Genomic DNA, 22,187 nt, shown 5'->3' on the forward strand with positions numbered 1-22,187 from the left:
TGTAAGCGTGGTCGGAAGGGCAAACGATGACACAATGTATTCACGATTGTTCGTTGATCTGTGACATGATTTTTAGTAAACTAGCTATTAGCTAAAGCTTGGTGTGCTGTTTCTTGCTGCAATATTGTAGAATAGCTGCTATGCGTAGGTGATAAAGAAGAGGTGAAAACAGCGATCATGCTTCAATTTATTCCTGTGCTCGTGCTGATGATTTTGTTTTTTGTCATGATGTTCGGTATCGGTTTTATCCTGAATATGTTGATGAAAACGACTTGGTTTCCATGCTTTTTGTTTGTGATTGTTATCTTGCCAGTCGTTGTATACAGCTTGTGGGATCGGGGCCAAATGTCGTTCTGGACTCACGTCGGATCATTCCAACTGGTTGATTACTTAACGGGGGTTGCAGGTCTGATCGGTGCTTATTTGAGCGGATGGACCATTAAGACATTGCGTATTAAAGGCTTTAGAATGTTTTAGTGCGCTTGGCGCAAATTGAATGTAGTGTTAATGGCGGCTCTTCAATACCCGGGGGCCGTCATTTATTATTTGTGGAACCATGCAAAGCGTGAATATGCGAATTCCATAATTTTTGATGCGAAAGAACCGACTTCTGATCTTCGGATTTATGATAGAATAGAGGAAGTCTATTTTTGGGCGACAGGGGGAGCATAAACGATGCGCATGACTAATTTTTTACATTTTACCGAGAACCACCGTTACTGCGTATACCGTGACTTCTGTTTAAGCGGCCTGGATGACAAAATGCTTGGTTCGATTTATCAACCGATGGTTGGTGCGTTTGCGGTCAGTCTGTACCGTCTTCTCGTTTCCCATGTACCGGTGGAGAAGGTGGGTTATTCGGCCATTGAACAGCAGCGACGATTATTCCTGACCCTGGGACTTGATCCTAGTGAAAAAGGACGCCGTTATCTCATTGAACAAACCTCCAAGCTTGAAGCGGTAGGGTTACTGCAGACAAGCCGGATGTTCGTCCCGGAAACGGATGACCATGTATATGAATATGAGCTGCAGGCGCCGCTCAGTCCGGCGGAGTTCTTCAACACACAGCATCTGACACTGCTGCTTCGGGACAAGGTGGGGAAATTCGCCGTCCTGTCGCTAAGGGAAGAGCTGTGGAGCAAGGAGCCTCTTGAATGGTCCGGTATTTCCTTAAACAAGGAGAACATTTCGGTTCCCTTTTATGATATTTTTGAGTTGAACACGCACGTTATTGATTATGAGCTGGAGCAAGCGCTGGAGGAGGTCGCGGTGTCGCGTAAGTCCATCCTGCCGCCGAATCCGCAAGGGGATGGCCTGAATTATGCCGACATCATTCTTCGCTTCCCGCGTGAATCCCGCAATCGGGTATTTGTGGAGCGGCTCCGCTATGATCACGAGCAAATGGGCATTGTGAATTACGTTGTGCGCAAATACGATCTGAGCACGCAGGACTTGTGCCGGCTGCTGGATGAGGACGGCATATTTACCGAGCATGGCGAGGTCGTGCTGGATGATCTGCAGCACAAGGCCAGTCTTCACTTCCGTCAAGGAATGAAGATGCAGGAGAAGCGGCAGATTACGGCAGGCAAAGTGATCGCTCTCCATCAGGAGATGACAGCCGATCCGGACGAGCCCGTACAGGAGCATGCGGTACAGACGGAATTTTATGTGGAGGTTCCAGCCCAGTTCCAATCGAAATGTGATATACACCAATATAATATGATGCTTCGCAACGAACCCTATACCCGGCTGCTGCAGACGTTCTTTCCAGGCTCCGTTCCTGCACAGTTCCTGGATATCTTTGAAAAGATTGATCTGAGCTACAAACTGCCGGGCGAAGTCATCAACGTGCTCATTCATTATTTAATGTCGCTTATTGCCGCAGGCGGCGAGCAGCGGATCAACCGCAATTTTGTGGAAGCGATCGCTTCCAACATGCTGCTGAAGCAGGTTAACAGCTACGAGAAAGCTGTTCAATATATACGTGATCAAGCCAAGATGAAAGGCAAACAGAAGGCAACCACGCAACGTACGCGTACATACGCTAAGGGCGGGAAGGTGAAGCCGGAAATCCCGGTGGCGCTGGAGTCCGATCAGGGTGAGGCCGTATCGGATGAGGAGTTCGAAGAAATGATGCGATTTGCGGCAGAAATGCAAGCTGGCAATAAGAAGGGCGGATAATGAGATACCGCTCATGAGAGGAGGAAAAAGAGATGGAGTCCCTTGGTGAACTGCTGGAGAGTATGAAAAGTCCTGCGCTTCGGCGCAGAACCGAGCAGATTACGGAGGATTTACTCAAGAATCCTCTGATACAAGCATTGCGGAGCGAATTCCCGGAAATCGATGATCGGGTCATACGCTTAAATTTAAGTAAACTGTATCAATATGCGGGGGACCAGGCCCATTGCCAGTCGTGTCCGGGGCTGAACCGATGTCCAAATGATTTCCAGGGGCATATCAGTAAGCTGGATATTCAGCGGGTGAATGGAACGGTAGAAATTTATGAGCGGAAGGCTCCTTGTTCCTTGCAGATTGCAAAGACCAGCGAGGACCAGATCAAGAAACGGATTCGCAGCTTTTATGTGGATGAGCATGCCTTGAACGAAGGTTATAACAATATGGAGATTATGGCAAAGGACCGTTTGCGGGCACCTGCGGTTCATCAGGTCTTTAAATATATCCGGGATACCAAGGAGAACGGCTTGTCTCCGCGAGGACTGTATCTTACCGGTTCGTTTGGCACCGGGAAGACCTATCTGATGGGGTATTTGATGCATGAGCTCGCGAAGGTGGGCCACTCGGGCGTCATTGTGTACATGCCTGATTTCGTGGAGGATCTGAAGACCATGATGCAGGATGGACAGAAGCTGAAGGAAATGGTGGAGACCATGAAGCATTGCGATCTGCTGATCTTTGACGACATTGGTGCGGAGAACTTGAATCCGTGGGTTCGGGATCATGTCCTTGGTTCCATCCTGAATTTCCGGATGAACCGTCTGCCGACCTTCTATACGTCAAACTATCCGCTCGACGGACTTGAGCAGCATCTTAGCTTCACAAGCAAGGACGGCGAAGAAGCCCATAAGGGGCAGCGGTTGATGAACCGGATTGCGCCTTTTGTGGATGTGGTCCACTTATTCGGCGAGAACCAGCGAGGTAAATTTTAGATCGATTGCGGCGTTCACATCTTTATCATGGACAAACTTCCCGGAAATCGTAAAAAGTCTGATCCCGTTAGCGTACAGAACGCGGCGGGATCAGACTTTTTAATGCTGCACAAGGAATCATCAATTAGCCGACCAGGAACTTGATAATAACGAATCCGAAAAAGATGATGGTCATGAAACCGAACATCCCCACGAAGCCCATCATCAAATCGCCAAAGTCATTGCGTGGTTCTTCATTGATGTGCTCCCGTGGATCGTTAACGCGTACGTTTACATCCATGGTGCTTGCCTCCTCAAAAGGTGAACATGTCGTGTGAACACGAAAACTTGACAGTCACCCGACTTGTTACTAGTAGTATACCCAATGCGCAAATCATTTGTAAAGATTGCATAAAAATCCCGTGAAATCCTCTTTCTTTAGGTGAGTATATTTCACTTTTTCGGGCCGATTGTGGTATACTAAATTCGTCGACCCATTCGACAATTATGATTTGCACTATACCCGATCTTATCCTGTGAGGAGGAGAATACAATGGCTATCGTCAATGTTACCGACCAAACCTTCGTGAATGAAGTTGAAGGCGAAGGAACGGTTGTAGTTGATTTTTGGGCGCCGTGGTGCGGCCCTTGTAAAATGCTTGCTCCGATTCTGGACGAATTGTCTTCAGAACTCGGTGATGATGTGAAAATCGCAAAGGTGAACGTGGATGAGAATCCGGAATCCGCAGCACGCTTTGGCGTGATGAGCATTCCGACCATGATCTTCTTTAAAGACGGCCAGCCTGTCGATAAAGTGGTTGGTTTGAATTCCAAGGAAGCCTTGAAAGGCATTATTGCAAAACATCAATAAGCGTGGTTTGGCATCAGCTGAAATCCGCTTTCATACAGCGCCTTCGGTATAAACCCGAAGGCGCTTTGTGTGGTTATTCATAATGGTTTATATTTATGGTTAATAATATATAATCTCCTTGGAGAGGAGGAAAAGCATGGACGATTTTGCCAAACAGCTGCAGGAGCAGGAGAAGGCGCTTGAGAGTATTCGCCATAAGCTGGCATTACTGCCGGATCTGCCCGGCTGTTACCTGATGAAAAATCAGGATGGAACGATTATCTACGTGGGCAAGGCCAAGGTGCTGAAGAATCGGGTGCGCTCTTATTTTACAGGTAGCCATAACGGAAAAACCCAAATGCTCGTTTCGGAAATTCGCGATTTCGAATACATTGTGACAGGCAGCAACATGGAAGCGCTCATTCTGGAGTGCAACCTGATCAAAACACATCAGCCCAGATTCAACGTGCTGCTGAAGGATGATAAAACCTATCCATACCTTAAAATTACGAATGAAGAGCATCCTCGTCTGGAAGTGACCCGAAGGGTGCTTAAAGATAAAGCGAAATATTTTGGCCCCTACCCGAATGCGTATGCGGCACAGCAGACCAAAAAGCTGCTGGACCGGATGTACCCTTTGCGCAAATGCGGTGTCATGCCTAAAGAAGTGTGCTTGTATTATCATATGGGGCAATGCTTGGCTCCATGCGTGAAGGAAGTGCCGAATTCCGCTTATGAGCAGATTACCGGCGAGATTAACTCTTTTCTGAACGGCGGACATGAAGAGATCAAGAAGGAATTGCAGCGCAAAATGCAGGAGGCCGCGGAGGATTTATATTTTGAGCGTGCCAAAGAGCTGCGGGATCAGATCATCCATATCGATACCTTAATGGAGAAGCAGAAGATTACGACCACGGATACACGGGACCGCGACGTATTCGGTTATGCTGTGGATAAAGGCTGGATGTGTGTGCAGATTCTGTACATGCGGCAGGGGAAAATGGTGCAGCGCAACAAATCCGTCTTTCCGTTCTACGGGGATGCGCACAGTGACTTTATGTCTTTTATTGCCCAATATTACAGCGACAATCCTGCACTGCCGCAAGAAATTCTGCTCCCTGGCCCTCTGTTGATAGAGGAAGCTGCTGGTTCAGTAACCGCAACGGGAACCGTTATCGAAGCTGAAAGCGTACAGGGCAAGGAGAATGCCGCGGATTCGGCGAGCCAGCCAACTGCAGGTTCTGCGGAAGAGCTGCAGGAAGCCTTAGTCCAGGCTCAAGAGGAGAAGGCGGAGGCAGAGGGTATCGTGGATGCCGCCGGCGGGGCTGCCGCCTTGCAGGAATGGCTTGGAGTGAAGGTACACGTGCCGCAGCGGGGCTTGAAGAAACAGATGGTGGGCATGGCATCGGATAATGCGAGGGTTTCCCTGGACGAGAAGTTCCGGTTGATCGAGCGCGATGAAGAACGCACCTCGGTTGCGGCGGCTAATCTGGGTGAAGTGATTGGACTCCAGTCGCTAAACCGGATTGAAGCATTTGACAACTCGAACATACAGGGGAGCAATCCAGTATCGGCCATGGTGGTATTCACCAATGGGAAGCCGGATAAAAAGGAATACCGCAAATACAAAATCCGCACCGTCCTGGGACCGGATGATTATGATACGATGCGTGAAGTGATTCGGCGGCGGTACGAGCGCGTCTTGAAGGAGAACTTGCCGCTTCCCGACCTTATCGTGGTTGATGGAGGCAAGGGACAAATCTCTGCGGCCATCGATGTATTGGAGAATGAGCTGGGACTGTTTGTCCCGGTATGCGGGCTTGTGAAGGACGCCAAGCACAAAACGGCGCAGTTAATGATCGGAGATCCACCGGAGCCGGTAACACTGCCACGGGACAGCCAGGAGTTCTATTTACTGCAGCGCATCCAGGATGAGGTTCACCGCTTTGCGATTTCCTTCCACCGCGATCAGCGCGGCAAATCGATGGTGACTTCGAAGCTCGATTCCATTCCCGGCATAGGGGAGAAGCGCCGCAAGCTGCTGCTGAAGCATTTTGGCTCGGTCAAAAAAATAAAAGAGGCTTCAGTCGAAGACTTCAAGCCCCTTTCCATAGGTGAAAAATTAGCAACGCAAATTCTTAATGCACTTCGTAAGGAGGAGTCGTAACATACGGCTTCTCTTTTTTTGTCGGATTGAAACGGTATATCAAATATGCAACAATTCCCGGCAGCACCATGTAGAACACCCCGATCAGCAAGTTGGCGGTATCCTTGAGCATAACGAGGCTGAGGCCCATCAGAATGCTGTTGAAGATGACGTGGGAGAACATGGCCGCGAGATACCCGTATTTCAAGAAGATGTAACTGAACAGCAAGCCGATGATGACCAGCTCGATAGGCCTCGAGATCACAGGGTATATCGGATAAAGCGTATGCCCCAGCGCCCAGATGAGCGAGGTGATCAAACTTGCCACAAAGGTATTGCGAACGATTTTCTTCACCATTTTAATACCAAACAGCCGGTATACGGCTTCCTCCGATATGCCTGCAAACCAGGCCATCAAAGGGAACAGCCATGGATACAGCATATTGTAAGGCGATTGCGTGGCATCGGTTGTGGACCATGTATTCAAGGTAAGACCAAGAACAATAAAGATCAGAGATTGAACTCCGAGCAGAATGAACGCCCACATATACCCCAGCTTCATGCTATCCAGCACATAACGTCCATACCCGGCTTCCTTGGCCCGCGGCCATGGGTTAAGGCCGTCTTCTTTTTGCCACAGCCCGTTGCCCCCGACCAGGGAAAAGTAGAGCAGCGCGGAGAAGATGAGTGAATAGACCGCATAGAATATCATCATGCCGAGAATGCCGGTAGAAGACATGCCCTCGGATTTGAACACGGGTACCAGATTGTACGTATTCAGCATTTGAATAACGAATAGCAGCGCCGATAGGAACAAGCCGCGTTTAAACGAGGTGTAAGCTCTGGTCTTCACACTGTACACAATGGCAAGTATGCCAAGAATCAGGGTAAACAAACCGTAACCCGCCAGCGTCAGCAGTGTTGCATCTTGAGTCTGCTTGTTAACATAAGCGGAATGCGCAGCCGGAATCGAGAAGGATGGCTCATAGGAGCGTAATTTCCCGTGCTCGAAGGTGAAGCGCAGCTCCAGCACGGAATCGCCGATCTTGGTTTCCGGATCCACGTATTTCAGCCGGGGTTCTCCTTCCCGCGTAACCAGCTTCAGATGCGAAATATCGTAGCCTGCACGCTTGAGCCAAGGCTCGGCAAGCTGCTGCTTATCGGCCAAAGTCATGCCGTCCTCTACGACAAGGAGCATTTGTTTCTGCACTTTACCCTTGTTCAGTTCAATCCGGTCATAACTGGAGCGGGCAAAATCATACGAGAACCCAACGATGCCGGAATTCTGCATATGCACGTCCACATTGAGGGCATCGCCTCCCGGCTCGCTGAAGCGAACGCGGTATACGTCATAGGGATATTTGGCCTCAAAGGTTTTGTTGTACTCCGAGAGTTTCTTTTCCCTCGCTAAATATCCGTAAAGCTCCGATTTGGATTGATATGTAATCAATGTCTCCTCAGCTTCCGCAGCGGAGAACTGCAAGTGCTCCTGTGCGAACCTGGAAGCGGCTTGCTGGGCTTGTGCTTTGGATATAATATCCGGAGTGGCCATCTCGGTAGAATCCGTATTGGCTGATGGAAATACCTGAAATAACAGGAACAAAATCAGGCCAACTGCGGCAGGCGCGATGAGCTGCTTCAAGTTGGGCTTCAGCCTCAAAGGCTCTCTTGCACGATTCATGAATTTCCTCCTCTGGAAAGTTGATACTCCACTGGGTATTAGAGCTGCCTGATGAAGAACGCATAGAGCCAATATAACATAGATATGAAAGGGATAAGCAGCTTATCCCAATTTGGTAATAATGAAATAAAACGATGAAAATGAATGAAAGGTTTCGAAAATGTTAGAGAACCATACGCTTGTATTCTTGAATATGCCCAATTCGAGCTCTTTTAAAGACTTTTTGGGTGAAAAACGGCGTTGGGTTACGTACCGGATTGGGTTATAATCACATCATGCTTCAAGGAACCGAATATTCCAGCCGAATTTCGTACTGAAAATGGGGGAACCATGTAATTGGGGTGAATTTCATTATTCTATAGAATAATGAATAGGGCGACCTGTGGAAATGCCCGAATCCGTCAGCTAACCTCGTAGGCTGCAGCACAGGAACCAGACCGTAAGGGGCACTGCGTTTTCCAGTGTCTTTTTTCTTTGACTTTTTTTAAGAAGGTGACGGATTGAACTCCAAATTAAAATGGCTCAGGTTGTCCCCGCCGCAGATTCTGGTGCTTGGTTTTGCGGCCATTATCTTCATCGGGGCTGCATTGTTAATGCTGCCGATTTCCAGTAGAACCGGCGAGCCGCTTGGATTTATTGATGCATTGTTCACTTCGACATCAGCAACGTGCGTAACGGGTCTGGTTGTGGTGGATACAGGGACAACATTCAGTTCTTTCGGTCAGATCGTGATCATGCTGCTGATTCAGATTGGCGGGCTCGGCTTCATGACGATGGCTACTTTGTTTGCCCTGGTCCTCAAACGGCGAATTTCCCTCAAGGATCGTCTTGTCCTGCAGGAGGCGATGAATCAATCCTCGATGGAAGGCATCGTAAGGCTGATTCGCAGAGTATTGTTATACTCACTCGTGATTGAGGCTTGTGGCGCTGTACTGCTGTCTATCCGGTGGGTGTTTGATATGCCGATCGGAAAAGCGATATATTACGGTGTTTTTCATGCGGTGACCATGTTCAACAATGCCGGTTTCGATTTGTTTGGCGATTTTCGAAGCTTGACCGGGTATGTATACGATCCGGTGGTAAACGTAGTCGTGATGTTTTTGATTGTTTCAGGCGGTATTGGCTTCATTGTATTGTCTGATCTGATTGACTTTCGGAAACAGCGGAGACTGTCATTGCATTCCAAGGTGGTGCTCTCTATGACAGGAGCGCTGCTGCTGCTCGGATTTATCGTTATTCTCATATTTGAATTCACCAATCCGCGAACGCTCGGCTCCCTCAATTGGGGCGGGAAGTTCTTAGGAGCGTTGTTCCAATCTGTAACGCCGCGCACAGCGGGTGCGAATACTATAGATATTACGGGCCTAAGGCAGGCCACACAGTTTTTCATCGTGATTCTCATGTTTATCGGCGCATCTCCCGGATCAACCGGGGGTGGTATCAAAACAACGACGTTTACCATAATGGTTGGTGCGGTCATCGCCATGATGCGGGGACGCGACGACATCGTCATGTTCCGTTATCGGCTTGCACAGGAGCGGGTACTGAAGGCGTTAACCATCGCACTTCTCGCCTTGCTGCTCGTTCTTGCGGTCTCCATGATTCTGTCCACGACAGAGGAAGGGGAGTTCCTGGAAATCCTGTTCGAAACAACGTCCGCGTTCGGTACGGTGGGGCTCTCGATGGGCTTAACGCCTGATCTGACCGTGTTCGGCAAAATATTGATTAGTATTACGATGTTTGCAGGACGATTGGGTCCGCTGACACTTGCTTATGCACTAGGGCCGAAAAAGGGTAAAGAATTATATCGTCATCCGGAAGGCAAAATGATTATTGGATAAGGAGTATAGGAGAGACATGAAACCAAAGCAATTTGCAATTATCGGTTTAGGACGATTTGGCTCCAGCCTGGCGCTTGAACTGATGGAACAGGGATATGAGGTGCTCGGCATCGACCGGAACGAAGAGGTTGTCGAGGATATGAGCGAGCTGCTAACACATACGGTGGTCGCGGATGCTACAGATGAAGAGGTGCTTAAATCACTCGGGATCCGCAACTTCGATTGTGGGATTGTTGCAATCGGGAATGATATCCAGATGAGTATTTTATCCGCCATCTTGTTGAAAGAGCTTGGTGTTACCACGGTAGTGGCCAAGGCCATTTCGGTCCTGCATGGCCGGGCTCTGGAGAAGCTGGGCGTGGACCGGGTCATCTTTCCGGAGCGGGATATGGGCATTCGGGTAGCTCACCAGCTCGTTACGCCGAACCTGCTTGACTATATCGAATTATCCAAGGACTATTTGATTGTGGAGATGACGGTTACGGACTGCATGGACGGAAAAACACTGAGCGAGCTGAATACGAGGGTTCGTTATGGCGTAAGCGTGGTAGCCCTGAATAAGCAAACCGGCATTATTGTGGCTCCGACCGCCATGGACGTGGTGAACTCGGGCGATATTATGGTCGTTATCGGATCCAATGATAACGTAGACCGCTTTGAATCTGAAGTCGTGAACATGCTTGAGAAATAAATATAGAAGAAAAACCTGACGGCTATGAACGCTGTCAGGTTTTTTTTGATTTTTCCTCTTCCAGTCTCCGGAACAGAATCTCTGTCTCATCAATCCACCTGCTGGCCGCTTTGCTGAGCTCCGAGGCCTGGCCGTAAATCAGCGACGTCGTTCGACGGGTTTCGATGAGTGCGGGAATATGAATGTCGACCAGTCCGTTATCGGATAATAACTGCGGACGGAGATACGACTTGGGCAGAAGCGCTGCCGCCTTGCAGGTAGGAATCAAACGGACGATCGCCTCGAAGGAGTCAATTTCCATTCGAATATCCGGCATAATGCCCCAGCGGTGGAACAGGTCATCCGTCAGCTTGCGGTACCACGTTCCGGTCGAGAAGATAATCATTGGCAGTCCTTGGAGCTGCTCGATTCCGACGTCTTCGATGTCAGCCAGCGGGTGCGATGAGGGAATGACAAGCTCCAAGTGGTCATCAAACAGCGGAATGCAGTTTAGGCCGGGCTGGTTGATTGAGGAGGCAACGATGCCGACATCCACCCGCTTATCTCTTACATACGAAACGATTTCATGGGTTTTGCCGGTAATCAGCTTGATTTCGGCTGCAGGATGGCGCTCCATGAATGCATTGACCAGCGGGGGCAGCGTCGTCTGAAGAGTGGTCAGGCTGGCACCCAGATTGATCGATATTTGGTCGCCCTCCCGGTAATGGGCCAAAGTCTGCATGAATTTGAGCTGCTGCTGCCGCTGCTCCAGGGCAAAGGTGTACACAATCTGACCGATGGAGGTGAGCTCCAGGCGTTTGCCGCGGCGGTTAAAAAGCTGCAGTCCGAGCTGATCCTCAAGCTTCGCTATTTTTCTGGACAGGGCTGGCTGTGACAAATTAAGCAGCTTGGACGCCTGGTTAATGCTGGATTGCTCTACAACGACGGCAAACATGTCCAGTTCCTCGAACATGAAATTCCTCCTATATAAAATAGACATACGTGCAAATAATTGCTTATGCGTATAGATTATAACGATTAATAATTATATTGCAATTCCATTATAAGAAAAAAAGGAGTAACATGAGACATGACACAAGTTGTTCACACTATTGCAGAAATAGGCAGCTTTTTGTCGTTGAAACGGTTTGAGTCCGCGTTCAAAGAGGTCGGTTTTCAATACTGTGAGGCTTGTGCTGCCGGTGTGCGTTTCTTCAAAACGCTTAGATTGGATGAAGCCAGGGACGTCAGGTGCGCAGCTGGAAGTTTGGGTACGCTGCACCGGAAGGCGCGGCTGAATTCAAGATTCGATGCCGAGTGGCTTCTTGATTCACTTCGCGATCCCAAGCGGGCTTTTTGAACAACCTCTTTAGGACAGGGAAAGTGTAATTGTTCTGAAAATAGGAAAGATTGAAAATGAAAACGCTGCACATTGGAAAGGGGAACGTCAACTAATGAAAGGGTATTATTCCAGAAAGCTACATTCCTTACTTGGTGTCATACCGCTGGGAGCATTCTTGATCAGCCATATGATCTCCAACTTTAAGGCTTTCGAGGGCGGAAAGAAGGGCTTTGAGGGGGCCGTGCATTTCCTGAACAGCATGCCGCTCGTTTTTTTCCTCGAGCTGTTCCTGATCTGGCTGCCATTGTTTTATCATGGCATCTACGGTCTGTACATTGCTTATCAGGCCAAAAATAACGTAGGGAACTACAGTTATGAGCGCAATATTCGCTTTACTATCCAGCGTGTCACCGGGGTTATTACGTTTGTATTCGTTATCTGGCATATGTACGATACGCGTTTCCAAATCATCATCGGCAAAATCACGCATGATGATCTGGGCGCCACGATGCACAACATTATGAACAACCCCGTGCTGTTTATTCTGTATGTTATCGGTGTAGTCTCAGCAACCTTCCACTTCGCAAACGGCCTGTGGGCGTTCCTCGTCAGCTGGGGCATCACCGTCGGTCCGCGCGCGCAGAAGGTATCTACTTACATCTGCATGGGCTTGTTCGTGCTGATGAGCGTGCTGTTTATTCTTGCTATGACTGCATTCCGCAGTTCTGAGTTCCAAGCGGCGGCAACAGCAGCGATCGATGTAGTTAAGACAGTCTTAAGTTAAGGGGAGTGAACGAAAAATGGCATCTAATATTATTGTAGTGGGCGGCGGCCTTGCCGGGTTGATGGCAACCATCAAAGCGGCAGAAGCCGGGGCTCACGTTCATCTATTCTCACTTGTACCTGTTAAACGCTCTCACTCCGTGTGTGCGCAAGGCGGAATCAATGGAGCTGTTAATACCAAGGGCGAGGGTGACTCTCCTTGGGAGCACTTTGACGATACGGTATACGGCGGCGACTTCCTGGCGAATCAGCCACCTGTAAAAGCGATGTGTGAAGCGGCTCCTGGCATTATCCACCTCATGGACCGCATGGGCGTTATGTTTAACCGTACCCCGGAAGGGCTGCTCGATTTCCGCCGTTTCGGTGGAACGAAGCGCCACCGTACTGCGTTCGCTGGCGCCACGACAGGTCAGCAGCTGCTGTATGCGCTTGATGAGCAGGTTCGCCGCTGGGAAACCGCCGGTCTCGTTACGAAATACGAGAACTGGGAGTTCCTGAACGCAATCATCGACGACGAAGGCATCTGCCGCGGTATTGCTGCCCAGGATCTGCGCACGATGGAGATCAAGGCGTTTAAAGCGGAAGCCGTCATTCTGGCAAGCGGTGGTCCCGGCATTATTTTCGGTAAAACCACGAACTCCGTCATCAACACCGGTACAGCAGCAAGCGCTGTCTATCAGCAAGGCGTTCATTATGCAAACGGGGAATTCATCCAGATTCACCCGACGGCGATTCCAGGTGATGACAAGCTTCGCTTGATGTCGGAATCGGCACGCGGTGAAGGCGGACGGATCTGGACCTATAAAGATGGTAAGCCTTGGTACTTCCTCGAAGAGAAATACCCGGCTTACGGAAACCTGGTGCCGCGTGACATCGCAACCCGTGAGATTTTCTCTGTGTGCGTAGACATGGGACTCGGCATCAATGGCGAGAACATGGTTTACCTCGATCTCTCCCATAAGGATCCGAAAGAACTCGACGTGAAACTCGGAGGCATTATCGAGATCTATGAGAAGTTCATGGGCGATGATCCGCGTAAAATCCCGATGAAAATCTTCCCGGCAGTCCATTATTCCATGGGCGGCATGTGGGTCGATTACAACCAAATGACAAACATTCCGGGGCTGTTTGCAGCCGGGGAATGCGAGTATCAATATCACGGTGCAAACCGTCTGGGTGCGAACTCCCTTGTCTCCGCGATTTATGGCGGCATGGTGGCCGGACCGAAGGCCATTGAATATATCAAAGGCATGAAGAAGTCGACAGAGGACATTTCCTCGACCGTATTTGATCGCGTAGCGAAAGAGCAAACCAACAAATACGAAGGCCTGCTCAAGATGGAAGGTACCGAGAATGCTTACGTGATCCATAAAGAGCTGGGCGAATGGATGACCAACAATATGACGGTGGTTCGTTATAATGACAAGCTTGAGGCAACCATCGGCAAAATCAAGGAATTGAAGCAGCGCTACCGCAATATCAATATGACGGATACGTCCCGCTGGAACAACCAGGGCGTGGCATTCACCCGTCAGCTGTGGAACATGCTGGAGCTGTCCGAGGCGATGACGCTGGGCGCACTTCTTCGGAACGAAAGCCGTGGCGCTCACTACAAGCCTGATTTCCCTGAACGAAACGATGAAGAGTTCCTGAAAACAACGAAAGCTGCTTGGACGCCTGACGGACCGCAGATTTCATACGAAGAAGTGGATGTTTCCTTAATCCCGCCGCGTATTCGCGACTATTCGAAAGACAAGTAAGAAGGAAGGGGGATTTAATATGTCTCAAACGGCAGCCGCCTCAAAGAGTGTCAAGTTTATCATTACACGCCAGGACAACCCGGAGACGAAATCCTACACTGAGGAATTCGAGCTTCCGTACCGTCCAGGTATGAACGTCATTAGTGCGCTGATGGAAATTCAGCGTAATCCCAAAAATGCGCAAGGTCAGACAACCGCGCCGGTATGCTGGGACTCCAACTGCCTTGAGGAAGTTTGCGGAGCTTGCTCCATGGTCATCAACGGCAAGCCGCGCCAAGCATGTGCCGCGCTGATCGACAAGCTGGAGCAGCCGATCCGGATTCAGCCGATGAAGACGTTCCCGGTCGTAAGAGACCTGGTTATCGACCGCAGTCGTATGTTCACGGCGCTCAAGCGTGTTAAGGCGTGGATTCCAATCGACGGCACCTATGACCTGGGACCTGGACCGAAAATGGCTGAGAAGAAGCGCCAGTGGGCTTACGAGCTGTCCAAATGCATGACATGCGGTGTATGTCTTGAAGCTTGCCCGAATGTTAACGAAAAAACGGACTTTATTGGTCCCGCGGCCATTTCCCAAGTCCGCTTGTTCAACGCTCACCCGACAGGAGAGATGAACAAGGAAGAGCGTCTGGAAGCTCTGATGCAGGATGGAGGCATTGAGGGCTGCGGCAACTCGCAGAACTGCGTCCGTTCTTGCCCGAAAGGCATTCCGCTTACAACGTCCATTGCGGAAATGAACAAGGATACAACCAAACATCTGTTTAAGCGCTGGCTTGGCGTTTAATCGGATTTCAGGTTTCACAACCAAGGCGTCTGACCGGGGCATCACTTCGGTACAGGCGCTTTTTTAATGTGTGATATAATTCATGTGTTTTACGGATATTTAAACAGAGGTGAGTTAGGTTGATTATAGAAAGACCGATTACGATACAAGACATAAGCGATGACTTGATGATTCTGGGCGTACAGAAGGGAATGACCTTGCTTGTCCATTCCTCGCTCAAAAGCATTGGGGGGTGGGTTGTTGGCGGTCCAGAGGCAGTCATACTGGCGCTGGAGGAGGTGTTGGGCGAAGAAGGGACACTGGTCATGCCGACACAATCTGCGAACTTGACCAATCCTGAGACGTGGGGAAATCCTCCGGCGGACCCGAAATGGTGGGAGCTGATCCGCGAGGGCATGCCGCCCTATCATCCCGATATGACGGTCACTACGGGCATGGGGATTATACCGGAGGTGTTCCGGAAGCAGGAAGGCGTTATCCGCAGCGCTCATCCTCATGTCTCGTTTGCTGCCCGCGGCAGGAACGCAGAGTCACTCATGCATCCTCATGCGCTTGATTATAGCCTGGGAGAGACCTCGCCTTTAGCGCGTTTATATGAGACAGGAGCCTACGTGCTGATGCTGGGGAGCGGTTATGGCAATAACACATCATTCCACCTTAGCGAATATCGCGCCGATTGGGAAGGAAAGAGGATAGTTACCGCCCATGCCCCGGTACGCAGAGTGCAGGGGAGAACGGAATGGGAAGCATTCCAGGACATCACCTACCATTCCGATGATTTCGAAGCCTTGGGAACAGCATTTGAAGTTGAATGCAGGGAAGCATACAAGCATGGCCGTGTAGGCAAGGCGAAATGCATCTTGGCTGAACAACGGGCCATGGTGGATTATGCGGTGCGCTGGATGGAGGAGAATCGTTAGACTCGTAAAGTGTCTTGAGAACCAGCTGCCATGAACACATCACGCCAATTACGCCGATTACCAACCACCTCCAGGTGTTTCAGTACCGTTTCGAGGGTAATAGGATGATAGTAAGGCCTGCTGGTCAGGCCCCAAGCCGAAGGAGGGGACTGAACATGTCCTGGTGGATGTGGCTGCTCAATTTAACTGGATTGCTGCTGTTGATCTATTTTTTCTACAGCATGGATAAGAAATGGTCCAGCAGGCCTTTGCTGCTAGCCCCGCTGCTCATTTATGCCCTGGTGTCGGTTGAAGATCTGCTCGGGTGGATCGATCTCATGAAGATTGTGCCCGGAGAAGGCGGCATGCGCGCTTTGATCCTGCTGTTTGCGTTATGCTCCGTTATTTTTTATGTGCTGTACATATTTGATAAGATCGCTGACTCTGTTCATCAGCACGTCGATATGAAAACAACTCTGGTTCGAATAAGCATGGCGGCGGGCATGTGTATTTTGTTCTTCACGTTGGTGTATATGTCCATCTATAAGCTCTTTGGAGGTGTATCCTTCGAAGGTGTTAATATCGGTCAGGATTTGCTGAGCCAGTTCATTACCTTCCTGTATTTCAGCATGGCGACGTTTGTGACGGTGGGGTATGGTGATGTAGCCGCTGTGGACAACACGTCCCGGCTGGTGGTCGTGCTGGAGATTGCATTCAGCTTCATTACCGTAGCCTACGCGCTGTCGATGCTGGGAACGCTTCGCCGGATCTTTAAACCGGGTGGAGACGGCTCGGAGATGCTGGATGGCGGCGAAGAGAGTAAGAAGGCCAACATGCCGCACCGGAGAAAGCATTCTTCCATGTAATAAAAAAGAGGCGCACCAAGTTGGTGCGTCTCTTTCAGTTCTGCCGGCGTAGAAGGAAACGGACGCCTTGCTTACAGCCGGGCCTACGGCTTCATTAATTTTTTCAGGATGCCCAGACCGTTTTTTGAAGGGTAACGGAATTTAAAATCAAACCGGTTGGTCTGTTTGAGCACACTCTTCATATGGGAAAAGGTATGAAAGCTGTATTCTCCATGGTAAGAGCCCATGCCGCTCTCCCCGACACCCCCGAACGGAAGGAAGGGCGTTGCCAAGTGCATCAGCGTATCGTTCACACATCCTCCGCCAAAAGAAACGGAAGAAAGAACGTAATCCTGCACGTCTTCATTCTCGGTGAACAGGTACAACGCCAGCGGTTTAGGGCGGGCATTAATTGCCTGGACAGCTTCATGCAGTTGGTCATAGGTCAGGATCGGGCACAGCGGCCCAAAGATCTCTTCCTCCATCACGGGCATATCCCACGTGATATCATCCAGCACGGTGGGTTCAATGAGCAAGCGATCTCTAAGGGTATTTCCGCCGTGACGAAGGGTCCCATTGTTCAGAAATCCGGATAATCGGTCAAAATGCTTCTCCGACACAATACGGCCGTAGTCGGGGTTGGCCAGTGGTTCCTTGCCATAGAACGAAGTTATGGCATCCTTCAGATGCGAGATGAACTTCTCCTTCACCTGGCTGTGGACCAGAATATAATCCGGGGCAACACAGGTTTGGCCGGCATTCGTATATTTGCCAAAAGCGATACGTGAAGCCGCTAAGGCAAGGGGGGCATCCTCATGGACGATGCAGGGACTTTTTCCACCAAGCTCAAGTGTGACCGGGGTCAACTGCTTGGCTGCGGCTTCCATGACAATTTTGCCGACATGGGTGCTGCCGGTAAAGAAGATATAATCCAAAGGCTGCTCCAGCAGGCTTGTGCTGACCTCGGGTCCTCCCTCGACAGATGCTACGTATTCGGGATCGAACGTCTCTTCGAACATTGCAGTAATCAGCCTCGATACGTTAGGTGTTAGCTCGGAAGGCTTCACAATAGCAGTATTCCCGGCCGCCAGTGCTCCGATGAGCGGAGAGATGGCCAGCTGCCAGGGATAGTTCCATGGGGCGATAATCAGCGCGGTGCCGTATGGCTCGGGATAGACCATCCCTTTGCTGCCGACGTGCGTCAGCGCGGTTTTGACACGCTTGGGCTTGGCCCAGCGCTTCAGATTCTTTATGATGAAGGAAAGCTCTTTGTAGACAATTCCAATCTCGGTGGAGAAGGCCTCCTGCTCGCTCTTGTTTAAATCCTTGCGAAGGGCTTCCATGATGTCGTTTTCTCTGGCTATCACAGCTTGTCGCAGTTTCCCCAGCTGCTGTAGACGGAAATCGATTTCCTTGGTGATATCTTTATGAAAAAAATGCTGCTGTGCCGAAACTATTGCTGCTATAGAATCGTTAACAGTCATAATTAAGACCCCTTTCTCTTCGGATCGTTTATGTATATGAGTCATGGGTAAGGCTGCAAAACGGGTATTCTTTCATTTTATTATATAGGAGGATGTCCATATATGAGAAATCCATCCTCAGAACCGCTGCATGGTACCGCTCGCCAAGGAGCAGAACGAGTTAGTCAACGTAAGACGTTGTCGCGCCGCCAGTTTCTTAAGGCAGGTCTATCGACGGTGGTCGGAGCAGGCGCTGCAGCCGGGGCCTACGCCTATCTATGGGAGCCTCATCGGCTGGAGGTTACCCGACTGGAGGTGCGGCTTCCTTCACTGCCCAAGGCTTTTGACGGGATGAAAGTGGCACACTTTAGCGATTTGCACCTGGGTTTTCATACTGGAGCGAAAGATGTGGAACGTGTGGTGCAAGCGATTCATGCAGAGAAGCCGGACATGATCTGTTTTACAGGGGATATGGTGGATGGTCATGCAGAGGATATGACAGAAGCGATTAAGCCGTTTGCCACGCTCAAGGCCCCTCTTGGTTTATTTTCCATACTGGGTAATCATGATTACGGAGACGTGGAGAAGCTGACCCACATGGAGGAGGAGGCCGGGTTTAGAGTGCTTCGGAACTCTTCGGTGAAGCTGCGGCGGGACGGTGCTGTGATCGCGGTGGTGGGATTGGACGATGGAATCTGGGGAAATCCGGATCCGATAGCGGCCACTCGCGACTTGCCTGAGGGCATGTTCAAGCTGCTGCTGATGCATGAGCCGGATTATGGAGACATTGCGGCTGGGTATTCATTCCATGTCCAGCTCTCCGGACACAGCCATGGGGGCCAGGTCCGCCTGCCCTTGGTGGGTGAGGTAATAACGCCTCCCGGAGCAAAACTTTATGTGCAGGGGCTGTACCATATTGGCTCTCAAGGGATGCAGCTCTATGTAAACAGAGGAATCGGCACGACAGGGCTGCCTTTTCGTTTCTTGTGCAAGCCGGAGCTTACCATGCTCACATTACGCTCAATGACATGACAGGATCTTTAGTTATCTATCTAAAAATTTCAATATGAAAGGTTTAACTGGAATTTGTTACACAAATGAAATATACCTGTTATCAAACTCTAACAGCCGCAGGTTAAACTTATCACATGACCCCCTTTTGAGAATATATATTATGTTTTGGACCCGGAAACGGGTCCACTTTTTTTGCCTATTTTGCTTAACTTCATAGGTATATACGAAAAAACAGAAGGGGTACCCCATTAGAGAGGTACAGTCACCTTCTGTTTTTGTTCGAAGTATACCCATTCCTTATATCCGATTTCTTTGAGCACTTTGGCAACTTCATCGAACTCATCCCCGACACGGGAAGGCTTGTGTGCGTCAGAACCGAACGTAATATCAACACCATGGTGGTGGGCAACTTCCAGTATGGCATGGGAAGGATACCAGCCGCCGGATAACTTGGTTTTACCCGAAGTGTTGACCTCGATAGCCAAGCCGCATTCTGCGATAACGCGTAAGGTTTCATCGATAGCAGCATCGGTCATGATATCGGAAAAAGGCGGGTAATTGCCTTTCATGGCATCCATGTGGGCGATAATCTGGAACATCCCGCTTCGCGCGGATTGACGGATCAGATTGAAGTATTCCTCTTTATCGGCAATCTGCTGCTCCGGGGTCAGGTTGTTCCAGCGCTTCTTGTTAAAGATGCTTACATCTCTGACGTGATGAATAGAACCGATGATGTAGTCAAAAGGGTGAGCAGCTAACGCTTGCTGATAAACCGGGGCATGGTCAGGAAAATAATCGGATTCAATGCCCAGCAGCACCTTGATTTTCCCTTCGTATTCCCGCTTTAATTCCAAAACCTCTTGGACATAACCTTCAAAATCCGTTTTCCTCATGGAGATGGCCGGGAAGGGCTGATCTTCGGGGCTTCCAAAATACGGAGTATGGTCAGAGATCCCAATCACCTTAAAATCCGCGGCGATCGCAGCGTCGATATAATCCCGAATGCTGCCTTCTGCGTGACCGCAGCGGAAGTGATGGGTGTGCAGATCAAATTTCATATGGACCTCCTTCATGTTGATAGAATGGTTGTTAAGATCCTCTAGGGATTGTATTTGCGTTATTCACTGCTGATGAATTGTGTTTCCGGCATGCCTTTCAGATCGCTGAGGAATTGACGCATCGCGGAACTGACGTATCGCCCGCTCTTATAGATTACGCCGACAGGATGGCTGACTTCAAGCTCGCTGAGTGGTACGATCTGCAGGGTGCCGTTGCGGAGCTCGGTAGAGACCGACTGCTTCGAGATGATCGCTGCGCCCAGATTGATCTCGACCATCCGTTTAATTTCTTCGCTGCTGGACAATTCCATGACAACCTGCGGATTGATGCCGTGCTTTTTCATCACGTCATCGGCGAAACGTCGGCCGACGGTGTCACGCGTAAGCAGAATGAGCGGCGTTCCGCCCAGTACGTCCATACTTGCAGTAGACAGTTTAGCCAGCGGATGCTGTGGAGATACAACCAGCTCGAAGGTATCGTAATACAGAATGGATGTGCTTAAGTTGGGATTGCGCTCGATCAGATAGCCGATCCCGATGTCGATGAGACCATTCTCCACGCTGTGATAGATCTGTGAGGAAGCCATGGATTGAATGGTAGTTTTGATATGAGGGAATTGATCCTGAAAGTAGGAAAGCACCCGTGGCAGGATTTGAATCGCAATGGAAGTAGTTGTACCTAGCTGGATATGTCCCTGGGGAGTTTGGTCAAGGTCGGATAACCGCTGTTTCAGCTCATCCACAATGCTGAGGATTTGTTCGGCGTGATCCACAAAGACCTGCCCCCGGTCGGTTAACGTCACTGGCTGGCTCCGGTCGACCAGTACCGTCTTGAATTCTTCCTCCAGGCTTTTGATCTGAGCGGATACCGCTGGCTGTGTCAGATTAAGAAGCTCTCCCGCTTTGCGAAAGCTCATCGTTTTGGAGATGGTAATTAGCGTTTCCAATTGGCTGATGTTCATAGCCTTCCTCCTTACTTGATATGTTCTTCCGCTCCTACGATCGCGTGCAACCTGTATTATTTAAATTATAGGTTATTCTCCCCGGTGGAGCAATGAAGAGAGCAAACCTGCCGGTTATCGACTAAAAAAGCTTAAAAACATTTTAATTTCCACATAATTATTATTAAAAGATGGGGCAACCATCCGATAATAGTAAAGTAGACATAGAAAAAAGGTGAGACCAAAGGCCCGTTTAAGCGAAAGGATTATCTTCGTATTAAAGCGTTTCAGGCGATATCTGACATAGCAAGACAGTTGTTGTCATGGGGGCTGTCGCTATTTTGTGATGATTTATTACAAGGTATCCATTATAATGTTTAAATAAATAGGTGGGACTTTGGGACCCTGACCAACAACCCAGTGAAAGGGGCGTAATGAGGAATGAAAGCTGAAGTCATCAATCCTTTTTTAGAGTCCGCACGACACGTAATCGAACAAGTCATACAGGTTTCACCTTCCACGGGGAATCTTGGGGTCAAAGAGATCGCGTATATCGAGAATCATATCTGGATCCAAATCGGCATGACAGGTCAGATGAATGGTGATATTGTATTTGGAATTCAGGAGCATGTAGCGCTGCAGATGGTATCCGTGATGATGGGCGGTTATGTCATTACCGAGATGGACGAGATGGGCCGGAGTGCGATTTCAGAGCTCGGCAATATGATCAGCGGCAATGCCAGCACCATTTTATCGAATCAGGGTGTAAGTGTAGATATTACGCCGCCAAGAGTGATGAAGTCGGATAGTACGTCAAATCTTATTCAGAAAAAGGCGCTTTGCATTCCGCTCTTCATGGAAGGAATCGGAGAGCTGGATATTCAAGTCATGATTTCATAAAATAAGAGTAGTAAACCCAAACCGTGCACGTAACGGCCCTTCATCTAAATCGGTGAACGGGGAG

21 protein-coding genes and 1 riboswitch are annotated in these 22,187 nt (G+C 49.6%); of the genes, 15 read left to right on the plus strand and 6 right to left on the minus strand.

All coding sequences use genetic code 11. From position 1 onward, the window contains the following. Positions 1–177: 177 nt before the first annotated feature. The 3 genes from WDY75_RS05290 (at position 178) to dnaI (ending at position 3,167) form a co-directional block, all read left to right on the plus strand. A complete protein-coding gene (locus WDY75_RS05290) occupies positions 178–477 on the plus strand; it encodes a YuiB family protein (protein ID WP_036644784.1) in 300 nt (99 codons plus the stop codon). Between the two features lie 198 nt (positions 478–675). After that, positions 676–2,181 (plus strand): helicase DnaB, encoded by a 1,506-nt coding sequence (locus WDY75_RS05295; RefSeq protein WP_036644694.1) that lies wholly within the window; start codon positions 676–678, stop codon positions 2,179–2,181. Between the two features lie 32 nt (positions 2,182–2,213). Next, complete coding sequence (gene dnaI, locus WDY75_RS05300) at positions 2,214–3,167, plus strand: primosomal protein DnaI (protein ID WP_063477737.1); 954 nt, start codon at positions 2,214–2,216, stop codon at positions 3,165–3,167. A gap of 124 nt (positions 3,168–3,291) precedes the next feature. Here the strand turns inward: dnaI and WDY75_RS05305 are convergent, their stop codons facing one another. Continuing rightward, positions 3,292–3,447, minus strand: a complete 156-nt coding sequence (locus tag WDY75_RS05305) for a hypothetical protein (protein WP_006212594.1) — start codon at positions 3,445–3,447, stop codon at positions 3,292–3,294. A gap of 252 nt (positions 3,448–3,699) precedes the next feature. Here WDY75_RS05305 and trxA point away from each other — a divergent pair, with 252 nt between their 5' ends. Both trxA and uvrC read left to right on the plus strand, forming a co-directional pair. Next, the gene (gene trxA, locus WDY75_RS05310; RefSeq protein WP_006212593.1) at positions 3,700–4,017 is read left to right on the plus strand and encodes a thioredoxin; all 318 of its coding nucleotides are present in this window, start codon (positions 3,700–3,702) and stop codon (positions 4,015–4,017) included. A gap of 136 nt (positions 4,018–4,153) precedes the next feature. Beyond that, positions 4,154–6,163 carry an excinuclease ABC subunit UvrC gene (gene uvrC / locus WDY75_RS05315; RefSeq protein ID WP_063477736.1) on the plus strand — a complete coding sequence of 670 codons (2,010 nt, stop codon included), beginning with the start codon at positions 4,154–4,156 and terminating at the stop codon, positions 6,161–6,163. Here uvrC and WDY75_RS05320 read toward each other — a convergent pair. Beyond that, positions 6,135–7,823 carry a CPBP family intramembrane glutamic endopeptidase gene (locus WDY75_RS05320; protein ID WP_063477735.1) on the minus strand — a complete coding sequence of 563 codons (1,689 nt, stop codon included), beginning with the start codon at positions 7,821–7,823 and terminating at the stop codon, positions 6,135–6,137. The genes uvrC and WDY75_RS05320 overlap by 29 nt on opposite strands. A gap of 289 nt (positions 7,824–8,112) precedes the next feature. After that, positions 8,113–8,258, plus strand: a riboswitch (cyclic di-AMP (ydaO/yuaA leader). Between the two features lie 65 nt (positions 8,259–8,323). On the opposite strand from WDY75_RS05320, the gene WDY75_RS05325 reads away from it, so the two are divergent. Continuing rightward, the gene (locus WDY75_RS05325; protein ID WP_063477734.1) at positions 8,324–9,664 is read left to right on the plus strand and encodes a TrkH family potassium uptake protein; all 1,341 of its coding nucleotides are present in this window, start codon (positions 8,324–8,326) and stop codon (positions 9,662–9,664) included. 16 nt (positions 9,665–9,680) lie between these two features. Then, positions 9,681–10,355 carry a potassium channel family protein gene (locus WDY75_RS05330; protein WP_006212590.1) on the plus strand — a complete coding sequence of 225 codons (675 nt, stop codon included), beginning with the start codon at positions 9,681–9,683 and terminating at the stop codon, positions 10,353–10,355. A gap of 34 nt (positions 10,356–10,389) precedes the next feature. On the opposite strand, the gene WDY75_RS05335 is transcribed toward WDY75_RS05330, so the two are convergent. Continuing rightward, complete coding sequence (locus WDY75_RS05335; RefSeq protein ID WP_006212589.1) at positions 10,390–11,307, minus strand: LysR family transcriptional regulator; 918 nt, start codon at positions 11,305–11,307, stop codon at positions 10,390–10,392. Positions 11,308–11,424: 117 nt separating this feature from the next. On the opposite strand from WDY75_RS05335, the gene WDY75_RS05340 reads away from it, so the two are divergent. From WDY75_RS05340 to WDY75_RS05365, 6 genes are all read left to right on the plus strand, one after another. Beyond that, positions 11,425–11,694, plus strand: coding sequence for a hypothetical protein (locus WDY75_RS05340; RefSeq protein WP_063477733.1), 270 nt, complete (start codon positions 11,425–11,427; stop codon positions 11,692–11,694). A 94-nt stretch (positions 11,695–11,788) separates the two neighbouring features. Then, positions 11,789–12,460: a succinate dehydrogenase cytochrome b558 subunit gene (locus tag WDY75_RS05345; RefSeq protein ID WP_006212587.1), complete on the plus strand. Its 672-nt coding sequence runs from the start codon at positions 11,789–11,791 to the stop codon at positions 12,458–12,460. Positions 12,461–12,476: 16 nt separating this feature from the next. Next, positions 12,477–14,219, plus strand: coding sequence for a succinate dehydrogenase flavoprotein subunit (gene sdhA / locus WDY75_RS05350; RefSeq protein WP_006212586.1), 1,743 nt, complete (start codon positions 12,477–12,479; stop codon positions 14,217–14,219). A 19-nt stretch (positions 14,220–14,238) separates the two neighbouring features. Further along, a complete protein-coding gene (gene sdhB, locus WDY75_RS05355; protein ID WP_006212585.1) occupies positions 14,239–15,003 on the plus strand; it encodes a succinate dehydrogenase iron-sulfur subunit in 765 nt (254 codons plus the stop codon). 119 nt (positions 15,004–15,122) lie between these two features. Continuing rightward, the gene (locus WDY75_RS05360) at positions 15,123–15,923 is read left to right on the plus strand and encodes an aminoglycoside N(3)-acetyltransferase (RefSeq protein WP_063477732.1); all 801 of its coding nucleotides are present in this window, start codon (positions 15,123–15,125) and stop codon (positions 15,921–15,923) included. Positions 15,924–16,078: 155 nt separating this feature from the next. After that, on the plus strand, positions 16,079–16,768 hold the full coding sequence (locus tag WDY75_RS05365; RefSeq protein ID WP_006212583.1) for a potassium channel family protein: 690 nt from the start codon (positions 16,079–16,081) through the stop codon (positions 16,766–16,768). Between the two features lie 83 nt (positions 16,769–16,851). Here WDY75_RS05365 and WDY75_RS05370 read toward each other — a convergent pair whose 3' ends face one another. After that, positions 16,852–18,231 carry an aldehyde dehydrogenase gene (locus WDY75_RS05370; RefSeq protein WP_063477731.1) on the minus strand — a complete coding sequence of 460 codons (1,380 nt, stop codon included), beginning with the start codon at positions 18,229–18,231 and terminating at the stop codon, positions 16,852–16,854. Between the two features lie 102 nt (positions 18,232–18,333). Here WDY75_RS05370 and WDY75_RS05375 point away from each other — a divergent pair, with 102 nt between their 5' ends. Next, positions 18,334–19,242: a metallophosphoesterase gene (locus WDY75_RS05375; protein WP_063477730.1), complete on the plus strand. Its 909-nt coding sequence runs from the start codon at positions 18,334–18,336 to the stop codon at positions 19,240–19,242. A gap of 230 nt (positions 19,243–19,472) precedes the next feature. Here the strand turns inward: WDY75_RS05375 and WDY75_RS05380 are convergent, their stop codons facing one another. Both WDY75_RS05380 and WDY75_RS05385 read right to left on the minus strand, forming a co-directional pair. Next, positions 19,473–20,282 carry a histidinol-phosphatase gene (locus WDY75_RS05380; protein ID WP_006212578.1) on the minus strand — a complete coding sequence of 270 codons (810 nt, stop codon included), beginning with the start codon at positions 20,280–20,282 and terminating at the stop codon, positions 19,473–19,475. A 59-nt stretch (positions 20,283–20,341) separates the two neighbouring features. Beyond that, on the minus strand, positions 20,342–21,244 hold the full coding sequence (locus WDY75_RS05385) for a LysR family transcriptional regulator (RefSeq protein WP_006212577.1): 903 nt from the start codon (positions 21,242–21,244) through the stop codon (positions 20,342–20,344). Positions 21,245–21,664: 420 nt separating this feature from the next. Here WDY75_RS05385 and WDY75_RS05390 point away from each other — a divergent pair, with 420 nt between their 5' ends. Next, on the plus strand, positions 21,665–22,123 hold the full coding sequence (locus WDY75_RS05390; RefSeq protein ID WP_006212576.1) for a chemotaxis protein CheX: 459 nt from the start codon (positions 21,665–21,667) through the stop codon (positions 22,121–22,123). Positions 22,124–22,187: the final 64 nt, after the last annotated feature.

Origin of the sequence: Paenibacillus glucanolyticus (genome assembly GCF_037333485.1) — a bacterium.
GTDB lineage: Bacteria > Bacillota > Bacilli > Paenibacillales > Paenibacillaceae > Paenibacillus_AQ > Paenibacillus_AQ glucanolyticus.